This window comes from Agromyces soli (assembly GCF_022811605.1).
Classification (GTDB): domain Bacteria; phylum Actinomycetota; class Actinomycetes; order Actinomycetales; family Microbacteriaceae; genus Agromyces; species Agromyces soli.
The window spans coordinates 378,304-395,981 of sequence record NZ_CP094533.1 but is presented as its reverse complement, the minus strand read 5'-3'; the positions used below and the strand labels follow the sequence as shown (position 1 = coordinate 395,981).

Genomic DNA, 17,678 nt, shown 5'->3' with positions numbered 1-17,678 from the left:
GGCTCAGCCCTTGCCGGGGTGGACCGTGCCGCACTGCGGGCAGGTGCGCCCCTCCTCGCTCTCGTAGAACTCGCGGAAGACGGGCGGCAGGTCCTCGACGATGTCGCGCACCTGCAGCTCCACCTCGTGCACCTTCGTGTTGCAGTTCGGGCAGAACCAGGCGAACTTCTCGAGCGTGCCCTCCTCGCGGATGCGCTCGATGACGATGCCGATCGAGCCGGGCTCGGGGCGCTGCGGCGAGTGGAAGACGTTGCCGGGCAGCAGCCACATCTCGCCCTCGCGGATGTCGATCCGCTTGGGGCCGTCCTCCGTCTGGATGTTCACGTGCATGTTGCCGCGGTACTGGTAGAACCACTCCTCGTAGGGGTCGAAGTGGAAGTCGGTGCGCTGGTTCGGGCCGCCGACGACCTGGACGATGAAGTCGCCCATCGGTTCCCAGGCCTGCTTGTTGTTCACCGGCGGCTGGAGCAGGTGCTCGTGCTCCTTGATCCATGCGGCGAAATCGATGACGGGTGGGATGGTGCTCATTTCTCCTCCTCGAGAGTGGCGGTCGTGCTTCGGTCGGTGGTCGGGCGCAACGCGATCCCCTGGATCTCGAGGCGCAGGTGCGGGTGCGGCAGGGCGTGCACCGCGACGGTGGTGCGCGCGGGCCCCTGCTCGTCGAAGTACTCGGCCCACACCGCGTTGTACGCGGCGAAGTCGTTCATGTCGACGAGGTAGCTCGTCGCCTGCACGAGGTCGGAGAGCTCGCAGCCGGCTGCCGCGAGCACCGCACGGAGATTCTCGATCACCGCGCGGGTCTGCACCGCGATGTCGAGGCGCGTCGCGCCGAACTCGTCGGCGTCGGCGCCCGCGATGGAGTTGTCGGGGCGGCGGCTCGAGGTGCCCGAGACGAACACGTAGTCGCCGGCGACCCGCGCGTGCGGGAAGCGGCCGCGCGGCACCGCGCGCCCCTCGGCCAGGATGCCCCGGTCGTCGTCGGTCATGCGGACTCCTCCTTCGTGCCGATGCGCACCGAGACCCGGCCGAGTCCGGTGACGGATGCCTCGACGAGGCCGTGCGCCGGCACGGGGAGGGCCGCGGTCGCGGCGCCCGCGAGCAGCACGGTGCCGGCGCGCAGTGCGAAGCCGTGCGCGGCGGCGAGCCGGGCGGCCGCGGTGAGCGCGCGCCTGGGGTCGCCGAGGATCGCGCCCGTCGAGCCGATCGCGGTCTGCCGCCCGTCGAATTCGAGCGTCACGGCCCGGTTGTCGAGACCGTCGCCGAGCGCGGCGGGCGAGGTCCATGGGCCGATGACGAAGCCGGCGGCCGAGGCGTTGTCGGCGACGACGTCGTCGAGGCTGAAGCGGAAGTCGCGGAAGCGCGAGTCGATGAGCTCGAGCGCCGGGGCGACCCCGGCGACGGCGGCCATCGGGTCGCCCGCGGACGCGGCATCCAGCTCCGCGCCGAGCAGGAACGCGAGCTCCGGCTCCACGCGGGCGTGGATCGCCCCGCTCGGGTCGAAGACGCTGCCGTCCTCGATGCGCATCGCGTCCGTCAGCGTGCCGATGATGACGTCGTCGACGCCCATCTGCACCGCCTTCGCGCGGCTCGTGAAGCCGAGCTTCACGCCCACGGCGCGCTCGCCGCGGCCGAGCCGGCGGGCGATGAGCGCGTGCTGGGTGGCGTAGGCGCGATCGAGGCCGATGGGCGCGTCGCCGGCGAGCTGCGAGATCGGCGAGACGGTGCGCTGGGCCTGGTCGAGCGCCGCGGCGAAGGCGGACGCGGCGGTCATGCCGCGCCTCCGCCCACAGCGGCGTCGCGCGCGGCGGCGAGGTCGAGGGCGACGTCGACGATCATGTCCTCCTGGCCGCCCACCATGCGCCGACGGCCGAGCTCGACGAGGATGTCGCGGGGGTCGAGGCCGTGCCGCGCCGCCGCGCGCTCGGCGTGCAGCAGGAAGCTCGAGTACACCCCGGCGTAGCCGAGGGCGAGCGTCTCCCGGTCGACGCGGACGGGCCGGCGCTGCAGCGGGCGCACGAACTCCTCGGCGGCGTCCTGCAGGGCGAACAGCTCGCAGCCGTGCTGCCAGCCGAGGAGGTCCGCGACGGCGACGAACGCCTCGATCGGGGTGTTGCCGGCGCCGGCGCCCATGCCCGCCAGGGAGGCGTCGACGCGGGTGGCGCCGTGCTCGACCGCGGTCACGCTGTTGGCGACGCTCAGCGAGAGGTTCTCGTGCGCGTGGATGCCGATGCCCGTGCCCGGCTCGAGCACCTCGCGGTACGCGTCGATCCGCTCGGCCACGTCGTTCATCGTCAGTCGGCCGCCGGAGTCGGTGACGTAGACGCAGTGCGCCCCGTACGACTCCATGAGCTTCGCCTGCCGGGCGAGCCCGGCCGGGTCGTTCAGGTGGCTCATCATGAGGAAGCCCGACACGTCCATGCCGTGCTCGCGGGCCCAGCCGATGTGCTGGGCGGCGACGTCGGCCTCGGTGCAGTGCGTCGCGACGCGCACGCTCTGCACGCCGAGGTCGCGGGCCCTGGCGAGGTCGTCGATCGTGCCGATGCCCGGCAGGATCAGCGTCGTCAGGCGCGCCCGATCGAGCACCGAGGCGGCCGCCTCGATCCAGTCCCAGTCGGTGTGCGCGCCCTGCCCGTAGGCGACGCTCGAGCCGCCGAGGCCGTCGCCGTGGGCGACCTCGATGGCGTCGACGCCGGCCGCCTCGAGCGCCGCGGCGATCGTGCGCACCTCCTCGACGGAGTAGCGGTGGGCGACGGCGTGCATGCCGTCGCGGAGGGTCACGTCCTGCACGTAGACCCGGGGCGCGTCGGTGCTCATGCCGGCACCTCCGTCCGCTCGGCCCTGCGGCGCTCGGCGACGAGCCGCTCGGCGGTGCGTAGGGCGGCCGAGGTCATGATGTCGAGGTTGCCCGCGTACTCGGGCAGGTAGTGCCCGGCGCCGGCGACCTCGAGGAGGATCGTCACCCGGGTGCCGCGGAAGGGCCGGTCGAGCGCGGGCACGTAGGCCTCGTCGACCGGGTCGAACTGCACCCGCTGCTTCGGCCGGTAGCCCCCCACGTAGCCGGACACCGCGGCGACCATCTCCTCGACGGAGCGGCGCACGGCGTCCTCGTCGAGCGGCCCCTCGGCCCCGTCGACGAGGCAGTAGACGGTGTCCCGCATCATCAGCGGCGGCTCGGCCGGGTTCAGGACGATGATGGCCTTGCCCCGTTCGGCGCCGCCGATCTGCTCGATCGCGCGGGCCGTCGTCTGGGTGAACTCGTCGATGTTGGCCCGGGTGCCCGGCCCCGCCGACTTCGAGGCGATCGAGGCCACGATCTCGGCGTAGGCGACGGGGGCGACCCGCGAGACGGCGGCGACCATCGGCACGGTGGCCTGGCCGCCGCAGGTGACGAGGTTCACGTTCGTCGCGGTGAGCTGCTGCTCGAGATTGACGACCGGCACGACGTAGGGGCCGATCGCGGCGGGGGTGAGGTCGACCATCAGCCGACCGTGCGCGCGGACCACCTCGTCGTTGCGCAGGTGCGCCCCGGCGGAGGTCGCGTCGAAGACGAGCGCGACGTCGGCGAACTCGGGCAGCGCCACGAGGCCGTCGACGCCCTCGTGGGTCGTCGCGACGCCGAGGCGGCGCGCCCTGGCGAGGCCGTCGGAGTCGGGGTCGATGCCCGCCATCGCCGCGACGTGCAGCTCGGAGGACAGGCGCTTCACCTTGATCATGAGATCGGTGCCGATGTTGCCGGAGCCGATGATGGCGATGCCGACCGAGCCGCCGGCCCGGCCGTCCTCGCTCGCGTTGCCGTCCGCGCTCATGCCGCCGCCTCCGTCTCGTCGAGCGGTGCGAGGAAGTCGGCGCGCACCTCGCCGAGCCCGTCGAGGCGGGCGTGGAAGACGCCCGGCGTCGCGGCGACCATGGGGCCGAGCGCGCCGGAGAGCACGATCTCTCCCGCGCGCAGCGGCCGGCCGTGCCGGGCGACCGCCCGCGCGAGCCAGGCCACGGCGATCACCGGGCTGCCGAGGCAGGCGCTGCCCGCGCCGGTCGAGACGGGGTCGCCGTCGGTGTCGAGCCGCATGCCCATCGCCGCGAGGTCGAGCCCGTCGAGCTTGCGCGGCACGGTGCCGAGCACGACGGCCCCGCTCGAGGCGTTGTCGGCGATGGTGTCGGCGATGCGGATGCTCCAGTCGGCGATGCGCGAGTCGACGACCTCGATCGCGGGCAGCACGAACTCGGTGGCCCGCAGCACGTCGGCGACGTGCGTCGTGGGGGAGTCGAGGTCCCGCCCGAGCACGAAGGCGACCTCGGCCTCGACCCGCGGCTGCAGGAAGCGGTCGAGCGGCATGGGCTCGCGGTCGGCGACGACCATGTCGTCGAGCAGCACGCCGTAATCGGGGGAGTGCACGCCGAACTGGGCCTGCACGGCCGGCGAGGTCAGGCCGATCTTGCGGCCGACGAGGCGCCGGCCCTCCGCGATCCGCCGCTCGATGCCGAGCGACTGCACGGCGTACGCCGCATCCTGGTCCTCCGCGCCGATGAGCTCGCGCACGGGCGCGCACGCCGTGCGGGTCGCGGCCGCTTCGCTGAGCCGGGCGTCGGCCGCGCGGATCACCTCGTCGCCCGCGCTCACAGCTGCACGCACACGTTCGTCGGCTCGGTGTAGAACTCGAGCGAGTGGTGGCCGCCCTCGCGGCCGATGCCGGAGAGGCCGACGCCGCCGAAGGGGCTGCGCAGGTCGCGCAGGTACCAGGTGTTCACCCAGGACATGCCGACCCGCATGCGCTGCGCCACCCGGTGGCCGCGGGCGAGGTCGCTCGTCCAGGTGACGGCGGCGAGGCCGTAGTCGGTGTCGTTCGCGAGCGCGATCGCCTCCTCCTCGGTGTCGAAGGGGATGAGCGCCGCCGCCGGCCCGAAGATCTCCTCGCGCACCGTGCGGTGCGAGTTGTCGAGGCCGGTCCAGAGGGTCGGCTCGATCCACGCGCCGCCGTCGAGCTCCCCGCCGAGCGTCGGGATGCCGCCGCCGGCGAGCAACGTCGCGCCCTCTTCGAGCGCGAGCTCGAAGTAGGAGCGCACCTTCTCGCGGTGGCCCTGCGAGATGAGCGGCCCGGTCGTCGTCGCGGGGTCCTCGGGGCGGCCGAGCCGCAGCCGGCGGGACTGCTCGGCGAGGCCCGCGGCCACGTCGTCGAACACGGAGCGCTCGACGTAGATGCGCTCGGTGCAGAGGCAGACCTGGCCGGTGTTCAGGTAGGTGGAGCGGGCGAGGCCCGCGATCGCGTGGTCGAGGTCGGCGTCGGCGAAGACGACGGCCGCGTTCTTGCCGCCGAGCTCGAAGGAGACGGGGCGCACGCGGGGTGCGACCGCCCGCATGATGGCCGAGCCCGTCGAGGACTCCCCGGTGAAGGTCACGCCGTCGATGCCGGGATGCCGCGTCAGCGCCTCGCCCGCAGAGCCGGCGCCGAAGCCGTGCACGACGTTCACGACGCCCACGGGGACGCCGGCCTCGACGAGGATCTCGGCGAGGAGCGTGGCCGAGGACGGCGTCTCCTCCGAGGGCTTCACGACGACGGTGTTGCCGGTCGCGAGGGCGGGCGCGAGCTTCCAGGTGAGCAGCAGCAGCGGCAGGTTCCACGGCACGATCACGGCGACGACGCCGAGGGGCTTGCGCACCGCGTAGTTCAGGGCGCTGCGGCCGTCGGGCAGCTCGGTGAGGTACGAGTCGAGCCCCGCCGCCGAGACGGTGTCGGCGAAGGAGCGGAAGTTCGCGGCGGCCCGCGCGACGTCGAGCTCGCGGGCGAGCGCCTCCGGCTTGCCGGTGTCGCCCACCTCGGCGGCGATGAGCTCCTCGGCGCGGTGGTCGATGACGTCGGCGACGCGGCGGAGGATGCGGGCACGCTCGGCGACCGACATCCGCCCCCAGGGGCCGTCGAGCGCGGCGCGGGCCGCGGCGACCGCGCGGTCGACCTGCTCGGCGCCGGCCTCGTGCACGACCGCGATGCGACTGCCGTCGACGGGGTCGAACTTGTCGAAGGCCGCCACGCCGTCGACCGGGGCGCCGCCGATGAAGTTGCGGATCGTGCGCGGCGCTGGCCCCGCCTCGGGGGCAGCGGCGGTCGGCAGCGACGTCGTCTGAGCTGGCATGGCCTCAGGCTAGGAAGGACCAGGGATGCCGACAAATACTCTCTTGCTGCACTGCCATGCCCGTCCGGCTATAGTTCCCCGCATGGTCACCGATCGACTCCTGGACGGCCGGCTCAAGATCCGGCATCTCGTGCTCGTCACCGCCATCGCCGACGAGGGCACGCTCGTCCGCGCGGCCGAGTCGCTGCACATCACCCAGCCCGTCGTCACCCGGGGACTCCGCGAGATCGAGGAGGTGCTCGCGGCCCCGCTCTTCGAGCGGCTGCCGCGCGGCGTGACCCCGACGCCGTACGGCCAGGCCTTCATCGAACGGGCCCGCTCGGTGCTCGCCGAGCTCCGCGCCGCCGGCGAGGAGGTGCGGCTGCTGCGCTCCGGCCAGCTCGGCACGGTGACGGTCGGCACCCACCTCGCCGGCTCGAACCTGCTGCTGCCGCGCGCGATCGCCGGCCTCAAGGCCGAGCACCCGAAACTCACCGTCGTCGTGCGCGAGGGCACGCCCGACGCGCTGCAGCAGTGGCTGCTCGCGGGCGACCTCGACCTCACCGTGGGCCGGCTCTCGCCGACGGTGCCCGTGCGGCTGGAGCAGGAGCGGCTGCACCAGGAGCCGATCCGGCTCGTGGCGCGGGCGGGCCATCCCGTGCACGGCGGCGGCCGCGGCACCGCGCTCGCCGAACTGCTCGCCTACCCGTGGATCTTCCCCGTCGCGCAGACCGCGCTCCGGGCCGAGCTCGAGGCGGTGTTCTTCCAGGAGGGCCTGCCGCTGCCGGCCGACCGTGTGGAGTGCACCTCGATGCTGACCCTGCGGAACCTCCTCGTCTCGACCGACGTCATCGCCGCGCTGCCGATGTTCATCGCGGTCGACGACCGGGAGCTGCGCATCCTGCCGACGGCGCTGAGCTCGATCCGACGCTCGGTCGGTGTCACCCTGCCGAAGGACCGGGCGCCGTCGCCGGCCGCGGCCGCGCTGCTCGCGCACCTCCGCGAGGAGGGCGCGAAGCTCGCCGAGCTCGAGGAGGAGTTCGCGCGGAGCGAGGTCAGGCCGCACGGCTGATATGCCCGCTTGGTCATGGCTCGAAGCCGAAAGGATATTGGACAGCATCGCTCGGGCTGGCGACGCTGAAAGGGACGGCGCATCGAGGCGCCGACGTTCCCAGCCGATTCTGGAGGCGACATGGCCGGCTCTCCCTACGTTCCCGACGCGAAGAAGTACCGCCCGGAGGATTTCCAGCGCGTCCCGGGCGAACCGGCAGATCCCGACCCCGCCAGCTGGGGCATGCAGCCCGACGGCAGCTTCCTGCCGCCGGCGCACACGCCCTCGGTGCCGCGCGACGTCTTCGTCGACTGGCCCGGCCAGCTCGACTACCGCGACCCGGAGACCTACGCGCTCAACGCGACCGCGGAGGCGTTCTACCCGATCGTCGTGAACACGAGCCACTCCTGGCAGTGCATCTACGACTGGGACGGCGTCCGCTACATGCTGCACTACGGTGGCGGCAACCACTGGAAGCTCTACGACATCACCGACCCGCGCGACCTGAAGATCGTCGACGAGGAGCAGTGGGGCTGGGGCGACCCCCGCCCGCAGTTCGGCGCGACCACCGTGCAGTGGAACGAGCGGCTCGGCACGTTCCTGGCGATCCAGGCGAGCGAGACGCCGCGCTACTTCCTCAAGGGCCGCGTCGCCAACAAGTGGATCGACGACACCGTCGAGGGCCAGCTGAAGGAGTGGGAGGGCCTGCGCGGCTTCCGCACCTTCGAGATGCACGGGCCGAGCCCGCGCGACTGGACCTTGATCAACGAGACCTCGACCGACCCGAACCACGGCCCCGACGAGATCCAGGAGGGCAACGGCGTCCTCGACCTGCCGGTGTACTACGGCGAGAAGTACCTGTTCGTCGCCACCGCCCCCGACAACACCTTCACCAACCAGCCCTACAAGACGACGCTCTGGGCCGCCGGCCACGCCGCCTACGACGTGAGCGACCCGACGAAGCCCGAGCTGCTCTCCACCTGGTGGGTGCCGGGCACGCGCGCCGGCGAGGAGGACGACTCCGAGTACCTCGCGAATAACGAGCGCTGGAACAACAAGACCTCGTGGTTCGGCTCGCGGATGGGCGTCTTCCTGCCCCGCTCGGTCGAGTCGGGTTGGAAGTACGGCTACGCCGCGCAGGGCGGCCAGGGCTTCTTCGTGCTCGACGTCTCCGACCCGGCGAACATCCACCACGTCGGCTGGTGCGAGCTCCCGTCGAGCGTCGCGGGCACCGAGGGCGACAACGTCGACACCACCCAGGTCGAGGAGACCGGCTACGTCTACGTCTCGGGCTACCCGATGAACACCGACTGCTACGAGCCGGCCAAGGAGATCTACCAGATCGACGTCAGCGACCCGACGAACCCCCGGCTCGTGCGCACGCTGCCCCGCCCGGTGCCGCCCGCCGAGGCGAAGTTCACCGACTGGGCGCAGCGACGCGGCTCCTTCGGGCCGAAGCGCTCGGGCTACTTCACGAACACGGGCACCCCGCACGGCGGCGTCATCCCCTACGCCTTCTACGCCGCGGGTCTGCAGATCTTCGACGTGCGCGACCCGGAGGACCCGAAGGTCGGCGCCTACTTCGTGCCGCCGATGGGGTTGAAGGACGACGACGACCTCGCGGCGCCCGTGCACGGCGTCTTCGTCGAGTGGGACCGCAACCTCATCTGGCTGTTCGCGAACCACGGCATCTACGCGGTGTCGACGCCGCTGCTCGGCGAGCCGGTGGTGGGGCTGCCGTCCGCCTGAGCGGCGCGCCGCCGCGGCCCGTCGGGCGGGAGGTGGTTCGCTGTGCAGCATTCCGATGACAGATCGGATCCAGAATACAAAATCCGAAGGAGGGGCGTCATGGACGACGTCGCAGCCCGCAACAAGGAGATCGCCCTCGAGGTCTGGGGCAACGACCTCGACTCGCACAAGACCTCGCCCGACGACCCCTCGTTCCGCGAGCACTTCGAGCGGTACTACACCGAGGACTACTGGAACCACGCCTCGCAGCCCGGCAAGGACCGCGGCTTCGAGAACGCGTACTACGTGCGCAAGGCGTTCATCGAGCTGTTCACCGACCCGAACTTCGTGATCGACAAGGTCGCGGCCGACGGCGACCTGGTCTTCCTCGAGGGCGTGTTCACCGCCAAGCACACGGGCCTCACGCTCTACGGCGTCCCGGCGACGGGCGTCGAGGTGAGCCAGCCGCAGGTGCACATCCTGCGCTTCCGCGACTTCAAGATCAGCGAGCACTTCGTGGTGCGCGACGACTACGAGATGTACCGCCAGGTCGTCCCGCTCGACCAGGACGGCGGCATCCTCCGCTTCGTCGACACCGACAAGTACGACGCCGAGCGCGAGGAGCGCCAGGAGGCTGCGGAGCCGGTGGAGGCCGGGAGATGACGGTCTCCGACTTCCAGATCGAGGACAAGCTCATCGAGCGCGAGCTCGACCCGAGCTACCACGAGTTCGCGGTCGAGCCGACGGGCCGGCAGGTGACCGTCGTGCTCGGCGGCGTGGTCGTCGCGCGCAGCCGGCGGGTCGCGCTGCTGCACGAGTCGAAGCACATGCCGGTCTACTACTTCCCGGTCGAGGACGTGCGGATGGACCTGCTGAGCCCGTCCGGCCGCACGAAGGACACGCCGCTGAAGGGCGTCGCCCGCTACCTCGACATCGACACCGGCACGAAGCGCGTGGCGGACGGCGCGTGGATCCACGAGGCGCCCACCTCCCCGGCGGCGGAGCCGCTGCGCGGCATGGTCGCCTTCTACTGGGCGAAGATGGACCGCTGGTTCGAGGAGGACGACGAGGTCTACAAGCACCCGCGCGACCCGTACCACCGCGTCGACGTGTTGAACTCCTCCCGCCACGTGCAGATCGTCGTGCTCGGCGAGGTCGTCGCCGAGTCGCGCCGCCCCCGGCTGCTCTTCGAGACGCGCCTGCCCACCCGGTACTACCTGCCCTGGGCCGATGTGCGCTCCGAGCTGCTCGTGCCGTCCACGACCCGCTCGACCTGCCCCTACAAGGGCGACGCCGAGTACTGGTCGGTGCAGCTCGGCGACCAGCTCGTGAAGGACCTCGCCTGGTCGTACCGCCACCCCATCGCCGAGTGCCCGAAGATCGAGAACCTCGTCTGCTTCTACGACGAGCAGGTGGACGCCGTCATCGTCGACGGCGTCGAGCAGGAACGTCCGCGCACCGCCTGGTCGAAGGCCAGGGCCGTCCGTACCGTCGCCCCCACGGAGAGCTGAGACCCGCATGACCACGCAGACCACTGACGCGCAGCACGGCGGCGGACTCCTCGTCGTCGAGAACCTGCAGAAGCACTACGAGCTCGACGGCGCCGAGGTGCCCGTCGTCAAGGGGGTCGACTTCACGATCGAGCCCGGCACCTTCTACTCCCTGCTCGGCCCCTCGGGCTGCGGCAAGACGACCACGCTCCGCTGCGTCGCCGGTCTCGAGACGAGCAACGGCGGCAGCATCCGGCTCGACGGCGACGTGCTGTCGACCGGGGACCGGCACGTGCCGCCGAACAAGCGCGACGTCGGGATGGTCTTCCAGAACTACGCGATCTGGCCGCACATGACCGTGTTCCAGAACGCGGTCTTCCCCCTCCAGGTGTCCGGCGGCCGACTGCCCAAGGCGCAGGCCAGGAAGCGCGCGATGGAGGCGCTCGAGCTCGTGCAGCTCGACCACCTCGCCGAGCGGCCGGCGACCGCCCTCTCCGGCGGTCAGCAGCAGCGGCTCGCCCTCGCCCGTGCGCTCGCGCACCGGCCCCGGCTGCTGCTCCTCGACGAGCCGCTGTCGAACCTCGACGCGAAGCTGCGCGACACGATGCGCACCGAGCTGCGGAGCCTGCAGCGCAGCCTCGGCATCAGCGCCCTCTACGTCACGCACGACCAGTCCGAGGCGCTCTCCATGTCCGACCGGGTCGCCGTCATGAACGGCGGCCGGATCGTGCAGGAGGCCTCGCCGCGCGAGCTCTACGACCGCCCGGCGGACCGCTTCGTGGCGGACTTCGTCGGCCGGGTGAACATGATCCCCGCCGTCGTCCGCGACCGCGACGAGCACGGCGACGCCGTGGTCGAGGCCTTCGGCACCCGCATGGTGACGCCCTGCCCCGGGGGCGTCGTCCGCGGCGAGGAGGTCACGATCACGTTCCGGCCCGAGAGCATCCGCTGGCACGAGACCGCACCCGAGCGGCCGAACGTGCTGCCGGCCCGGGTCGTCCGCGTCGAGTTCCTCGGCGAGATCGTCGAGTACGAGGCCGAGGTCCTGCAGGGCGGCACCACGGTCGGCCGGCTCACCGCGCGCGGCGCCCCCATGGCGTCGCCGAGGGAGGGCGCCGAGGTCTTCCTCGAGCTCGCCCCGCACGCCTGCCGCGTGCTCGTCGACGATCCCGTCGGCTGAGCGGCGCGGCATCCGTCCGGCCAGTCCGGACTCCAGATCGCACCACCGCACGACCAAGGCACCACCTGCACGACCGCACGACCAGCACCACTGAACCAGAACCCCCGATCCAGGTCAGAGAGGACATGAGGATCATGCGCACACGGATGGGATACGTCGCAGTCGCGGCAGCAGGCATGCTGCTGCTGAGCTCCTGCGCCACCGGCGGCGGCGAGGCCGCGCCGACGGCAGCAGCCGGCGAGGGCGCGGACATCGCGCCCTGCGAGGCCGTCGAGGTCGGCGCGATCACGCGCTGCGAGAACTTCTACGACGACAACTGGCCGGAGATCGACCGGCAGCTCGACGAGCTCTACGAGCAGGCGAAGGAGACCGACGGCGGCCGCCTCGTCATCTGGGACTGGTACGAGCTCGGCCCCGAGGTCATCGCGGCCTTCAACGAGCGCTTCCCCGACCTCACGATCGAGACCCGCGGTCTCACCTACAACCTGTCGTCCGCGATCATCTCGGCGAAGGCCACCGGCTCGCGGAACACCGACGTCGTCTCGGGCTCGATCACCTCGATGGCCGCGATGTACGACGAGGGCTTCTGGGAGAAGGTCGACTGGTCCTCGTTCGGCGTGCCGAAGGAGTACCTCGAGCTCGGCGCCCCCGAGCTGCTGCCCGACAGCATCAACGGCTCGCTCATGCAGGTGAACACCGACAAGATCGAGGCGCCCGACTCGCTCGACGGCCTCCTCGCGCCCGAGTACGCGGGCAAGGTCTCGGTCGCCGCGTACAACGCCGTCGTCTTCGCCGGCTACGGCAAGGCGCTCGGCGAGGACGCGATGGTCGAGCTGATCGGCGAGCTGAAGTCGAGCGGCACGCTGTCGCTGCTCGAGGACCAGAACACCCCGCTGTCGAGCGGCGACGTGCCGATCGCGCTCAACCAGACGCTGTTCAACCCGAACCCGAGCCTCGCGGCGCAGCCCTTCGAGCACTCGGGCGTCTGGGCGCAGTTCTCGGGTGTGAACACCGACGCGAAGAACAAGCCCGGTGCCATGCTCTGGGTGCTCTGGAACGCGTACGACCCGGACTGGCTGAAGCTGCGGATGACGGACGAGCGCTTCGCCACCACGCAGGTGCCGTACGCCGGCCTGCCCTCCTCGCTCTTCGACGAGGCCACCGGTCTCATGAAGACGAACGCCGACGCGCTGCTCACGGGCCTCGAGTCCGGCGCGGAGACGGAGACGCAGGACACCCGGGATGAGTGGAACTCGCTCATCAACGCCGCCGACGCCGCACTGAACGGCTGATCGATGTCGACGGCAGGACGGGCCCGGCGCCCGGGCGGAGCGAGGCCGGGGCGGCAGCGTCCCACGACCATGACCGCGGCGATGATCGTCGCGGGGGTCGTGATCTTCCTCCTCCTCGCGGTGCCGCTCATCGTCCAGGTGATCACCGCGTTCCGCGGCCCGTTCCTGCCGTTCGGCGTCGCCTCCGCGCAGTGGGGCGTCTCCAACTTCGTCACCCTCTGGGAGCTCCGCGAGGACTTCTGGTCGGTGCTCGGCGCCACGGGCGCCTTCGTCGGCGGCTCGACGCTGCTGTCGCTGCTCATGGCGTTCGGGCTGGCGTGGGTGACGGTGCGCACCGACTTCCCGTTCCGGCGGGTGATCGGCGTGCTCGTGATCGTGCCGTACATCATCCCGCCGATCGTGAAGGCGCAGGCGTACCTGCTCATGGTCTCGCCGGAGACGGGCGTGCTGAACCAGCTGCTGCGGCTCTTGCCGTGGTCGGGCGACGTGCCGATCGACCCCTACGCCTTCGGCACCCTCATCCTGATCCAGGCCCTCACGAACGTGACGTTCCCGTACCTGATGATCGTGCCGATCCTCACGAACATGGACGGCTCGCTCGAGGAGTCCGCGCGCGCCTCGGGCGCGAGCTGGGGCGAGACGCTCCGCCGGGTCACGCTGCCGATGCTCTGGCCGGGCCTGCTCGGCGTCGCCGTGCTCACCTTCATCCTCGGCCTCGGCAGCCTCGAGGTGCCGCTGCTGTTCGGCCAGGAGTCCGGCCGCTCGATCTTCGCGCTGAAACTCTGGACGCTGATCAGCTCCAACGCCGGCGAGCTGCCGCAGTACGGCCTCGCCGCGGCCTGGGGCCTCGTCTTCCTCGTCATCACGACGATCGCCTTCGCCGTGTACCTGCGGGCGACGCGGAACGCCGAGCGGCGGGCCTCGGTCTCGGGCAAGGGCTTCCGGCCGACGACGATGAAGCTCGGCGCGTGGCGCATCCCCGTCGCGATCGGCGTCGCGATCTTCATCCTGCTGACCGCCGTGCTGCCGCTCTTCGCCCTGTTCTGGGCAGCGATCACGCCGTACCCGATCGCGTTCAGCTTCACCGCGCTCGTCGAGCAGACCCAGTTCGGCTCCTTCGCCGCGGTGCTCGCCGACGGCGAGTTCTGGGCCTCGCTCGGGCGGACCCTCGTCATCGCGGGCGGCAGCGCCACGATCGCCTGCGTCGCGGCGACGGTGCTCGCCTACGGCATCGCCCGCAGCACCTCGACGTGGTGGACCCGAGCGGTCGACCTCTTCGCCTCCTCCTCGGTGGCGATCCCGGCGACGATCGCGGGCTTCGCGATGTTCCTGCTGTTCATGGTGATCAACCCGGTCATCCCGATCGCGGGCACCGTGCTCGCGCTCGTCATCGCGTACTCGTACCGGGTGTCGATCGCCTACCGGGCCTCGTACAGCGCGACGCTGCAGATCCGCACCGAGCTGGAGGAGGCGGCGCTCACGAGCGGTGCGAGCCGGCTCGCGACGTTCCGCCGGGTGATCGCGCCGCTGCTGCTGCCGACGGTGCTCGCGGTGTGGATCCAGGTGTTCATCCTCGGCACCAACGAGTTCACGCTCCCCGCGTTCCTCGCGACGCCCGAGTCGCGGCCGCTGTCGATGTACGTCTACGCGATGATCAACCCGCGCTCGGCGCAGCTCTACGCGCCCGACCAGGGTGCGGCGATGGCCCTCGTCTTCACCCTGCTCGTGTTCCTCATCGGCTACGGGCTGCAGTGGGCGGTGTCGCTCCGGGCGATCGGCCGGGCCAAGCGCCGTCCGGGCCTGCCCGGCCTCGGTTCGCGGAGCGGCAAGCCGCCGGTCGCGCCGGCGCCCGACACGATCTCCATCGCCGCGCAGGAGCACCAGGAGCACCGCGCGCGCACCAAGCTCCGCACGCCGGACGCAGCCGGCAGCGAGCGCTCGGTCAGTCGCAGCTGACCGGGCGGCGCCGGGGCGGCGGGCGGTGGGATGCCGGTCGCCCCGGCGCTGTACACCGCGTCCACTGCAATGGCATCCGATGTACATCAGGGCGTCGCGGGACGCGAGGGAGCCGACCTAGCATTGCGGTCATCCTCCCCCGTCGTCACTTGCATCGGAGCAACCAATGACCCTCGTCGACACCCCGGCCACCGCCACCGGAGGCCCCGCGCTCGCACAGGAGCGCCGCCTCGTCACCGCCATCCCCGGCCCCCGCTCGCAGGAGCTCCTGGCCCGTAAGGCGAGCGCCGTCGCCGCGGGCGTCGGCCACACCCTGCCGATCTCGGTCGTCGCGGCCGGCGGCGGCGTCGTCGTCGACGCCGACGGCAACTCGCTCATCGACCTGGGCTCCGGCATCGCGGTGACCGGCGTCGGCAACTCGGCCCCGCGCGTCGTCGAGGCCGTCACGGCCCAGCTGAACGCCTTCACCCACACCTGCTTCACCGTCTCGCCCTACGAGGGCTACGTCGCCGTCGCCGAGAAGCTCAACGAGCTCACCCCCGGCGACCACGTCAAGCGCACCGCCCTGTTCAACTCGGGCGCCGAGGCCGTCGAGAACGCCGTGAAGATCGCGCGCCACTACACGAAGAAGCAGGCCGTCGTCGCCTTCGACCACGCCTACCACGGCCGCACCAACCTCACCATGGGCCTCACGGCGAAGAACCAGCCGTACAAGAACGGTTTCGGCCCGTTCGCGCCCGAGATCTACCGCGCCCCGCTCAGCTACCCCTTCCGCGACGGCGGCCTCGACGGCCGCGAGGCGGCGGCCCGCGCCATCCTCGGCATCGAGAAGCAGATCGGCGCCGAGAACCTCGCCGCGATCATCATCGAGCCCATCCAGGGCGAGGGCGGCTTCATCGTCCCGGCCCCGGGCTTCCTCGCCGCGCTCGTCGAGTGGGCGACCGCGAATGACGTCGTCTTCATCGCCGACGAGGTGCAGACCGGCTTCGCCCGCACCGGCGCCTGGTTCGCGAGCGAGCACGAGGGCATCGTGCCCGACCTGATCGTCACCGCGAAGGGCATCGCCGGCGGCCTCCCGCTCTCGGCGGTCACCGGCCGAGCCGAGATCATGGACGCCGCCCAGGTCGGCGGCCTCGGCGGCACCTACACGGGCAGCCCGATCGCCTGCGCCGCGGCGCTCGCGACGATCGAGACCTACGCCGAGGACGGCCTCGTCGAGCGGGCCAAGGAGATCGGCTCGGTGCTCATCGGCCGCCTGAACGCCCTCCGCACCGCCGACGCCCGCATCGGCGACGTCCGCGGCCGCGGCGCCATGGTCGCGATCGAGCTCGTCGACCCCGAGACCGGGGCGCCCGACGCCGCCCTCACCGGCAAGGTCGCGAAGTACGCCCACGAGCAGGGCGTCATCCTGCTCACCTGCGGCACCTACGGCAACGTCATCCGCTTCCTCCCGCCGCTCACGATCTCCGACGAGCTCCTCATCGAGGGCCTCGGCGTCGTGGCCGAGGGGCTCAAGCAGGCATGAGCACCGTGATCGACGGGGCGGCGACCCTCGCCGCCCCCGTCGCGACGCCCCTCGAGGACGCCCGGGCCCAGCTCGCCGAGGCCATCGCCCTGCTCGGCTACAGCGACGGCACCCGGCAGATGCTCGCGACCCCGCGCCGCGAGCTCACCGTCGCCGTGCCGCTGCGCACCGACGCCGGCGAGACCCGCCTCTTCACCGGCTACCGGGTGCAGCACAACTTCAGCCGCGGCCCCGCCAAGGGCGGCCTCCGCTACGCGCCGAACGTGAACCTCGACGAGGTCCGCGCGCTGGCGATGTGGATGACGTGGAAGTGCGCCCTGCTCGACGTGCCGTACGGCGGCGCGAAGGGCGGCATCGCGATCGACCCGCGCGAGCACTCGCAGGCCGAGCTCGAGCGCGTGACCCGTCGCTACACGAGCGAGATCCTGCCGATCATCGGGCCGGAGCGCGACATCCCCGCGCCCGACATCGGCACCGACGAGCGCACGATGGCGTGGATCATGGACACCTACTCGGTGAACTCCGGGTACACCGTGCCCGGCATCGTGACCGGCAAGCCGATCGCGCTCGGCGGCTCGCAGGGGCGCGCGAGCGCCACCTCGCGCGGCGTCACCCACATCGCGCTCGCCGCCCTCCGTCACGCCGGCATCACCCAGTCGCAGGCCACCGCGGCCGTGCAGGGCTTCGGCAAGGTCGGCGCCGACGCGGCCCGCTTCCTCGCCGAGGCCGGCGTCACCGTGCAGGCCGTCAGCGACCAGTACGGCGCCGTGTTCAACGCCGCGGGCCTCGACATCGAGGCGCTCGGCGACCACGTGCAGCGCACCGGCGCGGTCGTCGGCTTCGGCGGTGGCGAGGCGCTGGACGGCGCCGCCCTGCTCGAGCTCGACGTCGACCTGCTCGTGCCGGCCGCCGTCGAGGGCGTGCTGCACGAGGGCAACGCCGGCCGGGTCGGCGCGAAGGTCATCGTCGAGGGCGCGAACGGCCCGACGACGCCCGACGCCGACCGGATCCTGCGCGAGCGCGGCATCCTCGTCGTCCCCGACATCCTCGCGAACGCCGGTGGCGTGATCGTCTCCTACTTCGAGTGGGTGCAGGCGAACCAGGCCTACTGGTGGCGCGCCGACGAGGTGGAGTCCAGACTGGAGGAGCGGATGCTGAGCGCCTGGGAGCACGTGCTGGGCTATGCCCGGTCGCGCGACCTCTCGCTCCGCACCGCCGCCACGGCGCTCGCGGTCGAACGCGTCGCCGAGGCGCACAAGCTGCGCGGCCTGTACCCCTGATCAGGCCCGCTCCCTCCCGACGTGCCCGACGTTCATGAACGTCGGGCAGGTCGGGAGGTGCATCGCACGAA

Annotated in this window: 16 protein-coding genes; 9 read left to right on the top strand and 7 right to left on the bottom strand. The window is 71.9% G+C overall.

Annotated elements, in window-relative coordinates; genetic code table 11:
- Nucleotides 1-3: 3 nt before the first annotated feature.
- From MTP13_RS01930 to MTP13_RS01900, 7 genes are read right to left on the bottom strand one after another with little or no spacing between them, the layout of a single operon-like run.
- On the bottom strand, nucleotides 4-528 hold the full coding sequence (locus MTP13_RS01930) for a 3-hydroxyanthranilate 3,4-dioxygenase (RefSeq protein ID WP_189085585.1): 525 nt from the start codon (nucleotides 526-528) through the stop codon (nucleotides 4-6).
- Entirely contained in the window at nucleotides 525-986 is a 462-nt protein-coding gene (locus MTP13_RS01925; protein WP_243569381.1) for a RidA family protein, read from the bottom strand. Before MTP13_RS01925 ends, MTP13_RS01930 begins: the two co-directional genes overlap by 4 nt.
- The gene (locus MTP13_RS01920; protein WP_243569380.1) at nucleotides 983-1,771 is read right to left on the bottom strand and encodes a 2-keto-4-pentenoate hydratase; all 789 of its coding nucleotides are present in this window, start codon (nucleotides 1,769-1,771) and stop codon (nucleotides 983-985) included. The genes MTP13_RS01925 and MTP13_RS01920 overlap by 4 nt, the downstream gene beginning before the upstream one ends.
- Nucleotides 1,768-2,814: a 4-hydroxy-2-oxovalerate aldolase gene (dmpG, locus tag MTP13_RS01915; protein WP_243569379.1), complete on the bottom strand. Its 1,047-nt coding sequence runs from the start codon at nucleotides 2,812-2,814 to the stop codon at nucleotides 1,768-1,770. Before dmpG ends, MTP13_RS01920 begins: the two co-directional genes overlap by 4 nt.
- On the bottom strand, nucleotides 2,811-3,806 hold the full coding sequence (locus MTP13_RS01910) for an acetaldehyde dehydrogenase (acetylating) (protein ID WP_243569378.1): 996 nt from the start codon (nucleotides 3,804-3,806) through the stop codon (nucleotides 2,811-2,813). Before MTP13_RS01910 ends, dmpG begins: the two co-directional genes overlap by 4 nt.
- The gene (locus MTP13_RS01905) at nucleotides 3,803-4,618 is read right to left on the bottom strand and encodes a 2-keto-4-pentenoate hydratase (RefSeq protein WP_279399752.1); all 816 of its coding nucleotides are present in this window, start codon (nucleotides 4,616-4,618) and stop codon (nucleotides 3,803-3,805) included. Before MTP13_RS01905 ends, MTP13_RS01910 begins: the two co-directional genes overlap by 4 nt.
- Nucleotides 4,615-6,126, bottom strand: a complete 1,512-nt coding sequence (locus MTP13_RS01900; RefSeq protein ID WP_243569377.1) for a 2-hydroxymuconic semialdehyde dehydrogenase — start codon at nucleotides 6,124-6,126, stop codon at nucleotides 4,615-4,617. The genes MTP13_RS01905 and MTP13_RS01900 overlap by 4 nt, the downstream gene beginning before the upstream one ends.
- An 82-nt stretch (nucleotides 6,127-6,208) precedes the next feature.
- Here MTP13_RS01900 and MTP13_RS01895 point away from each other — a divergent pair, with 82 nt between their 5' ends.
- The 9 genes from MTP13_RS01895 (at nucleotide 6,209) to MTP13_RS01855 (ending at nucleotide 17,607) form a co-directional block, all read left to right on the top strand.
- Nucleotides 6,209-7,177, top strand: coding sequence for a LysR substrate-binding domain-containing protein (locus MTP13_RS01895; protein ID WP_243569376.1), 969 nt, complete (start codon nucleotides 6,209-6,211; stop codon nucleotides 7,175-7,177).
- A gap of 120 nt (nucleotides 7,178-7,297) precedes the next feature.
- Nucleotides 7,298-8,905, top strand: a complete 1,608-nt coding sequence (locus MTP13_RS01890) for an LVIVD repeat-containing protein (RefSeq protein ID WP_243569375.1) — start codon at nucleotides 7,298-7,300, stop codon at nucleotides 8,903-8,905.
- A 99-nt stretch (nucleotides 8,906-9,004) separates the two neighbouring features.
- Nucleotides 9,005-9,547, top strand: coding sequence for an ester cyclase (locus MTP13_RS01885; RefSeq protein ID WP_243569374.1), 543 nt, complete (start codon nucleotides 9,005-9,007; stop codon nucleotides 9,545-9,547).
- Complete coding sequence (locus tag MTP13_RS01880) at nucleotides 9,544-10,395, top strand: DUF427 domain-containing protein (RefSeq protein WP_243569373.1); 852 nt, start codon at nucleotides 9,544-9,546, stop codon at nucleotides 10,393-10,395. Before MTP13_RS01885 ends, MTP13_RS01880 begins: the two co-directional genes overlap by 4 nt.
- Before the next feature lie 7 nt (nucleotides 10,396-10,402).
- Nucleotides 10,403-11,554 carry an ABC transporter ATP-binding protein gene (locus MTP13_RS01875; RefSeq protein ID WP_243569372.1) on the top strand — a complete coding sequence of 384 codons (1,152 nt, stop codon included), beginning with the start codon at nucleotides 10,403-10,405 and terminating at the stop codon, nucleotides 11,552-11,554.
- Nucleotides 11,555-11,700: 146 nt separating this feature from the next.
- Entirely contained in the window at nucleotides 11,701-12,846 is a 1,146-nt protein-coding gene (locus tag MTP13_RS01870) for a hypothetical protein (protein WP_243569371.1), read from the top strand.
- 69 nt (nucleotides 12,847-12,915) lie between these two features.
- The gene (locus MTP13_RS01865) at nucleotides 12,916-14,802 is read left to right on the top strand and encodes an ABC transporter permease (RefSeq protein WP_243569370.1); all 1,887 of its coding nucleotides are present in this window, start codon (nucleotides 12,916-12,918) and stop codon (nucleotides 14,800-14,802) included.
- A gap of 166 nt (nucleotides 14,803-14,968) precedes the next feature.
- Nucleotides 14,969-16,327: a 4-aminobutyrate--2-oxoglutarate transaminase gene (gene gabT / locus MTP13_RS01860; protein WP_243569369.1), complete on the top strand. Its 1,359-nt coding sequence runs from the start codon at nucleotides 14,969-14,971 to the stop codon at nucleotides 16,325-16,327.
- Nucleotides 16,324-17,607: a Glu/Leu/Phe/Val family dehydrogenase gene (locus tag MTP13_RS01855; RefSeq protein WP_243569368.1), complete on the top strand. Its 1,284-nt coding sequence runs from the start codon at nucleotides 16,324-16,326 to the stop codon at nucleotides 17,605-17,607. Before gabT ends, MTP13_RS01855 begins: the two co-directional genes overlap by 4 nt.
- Nucleotides 17,608-17,678: the final 71 nt, after the last annotated feature.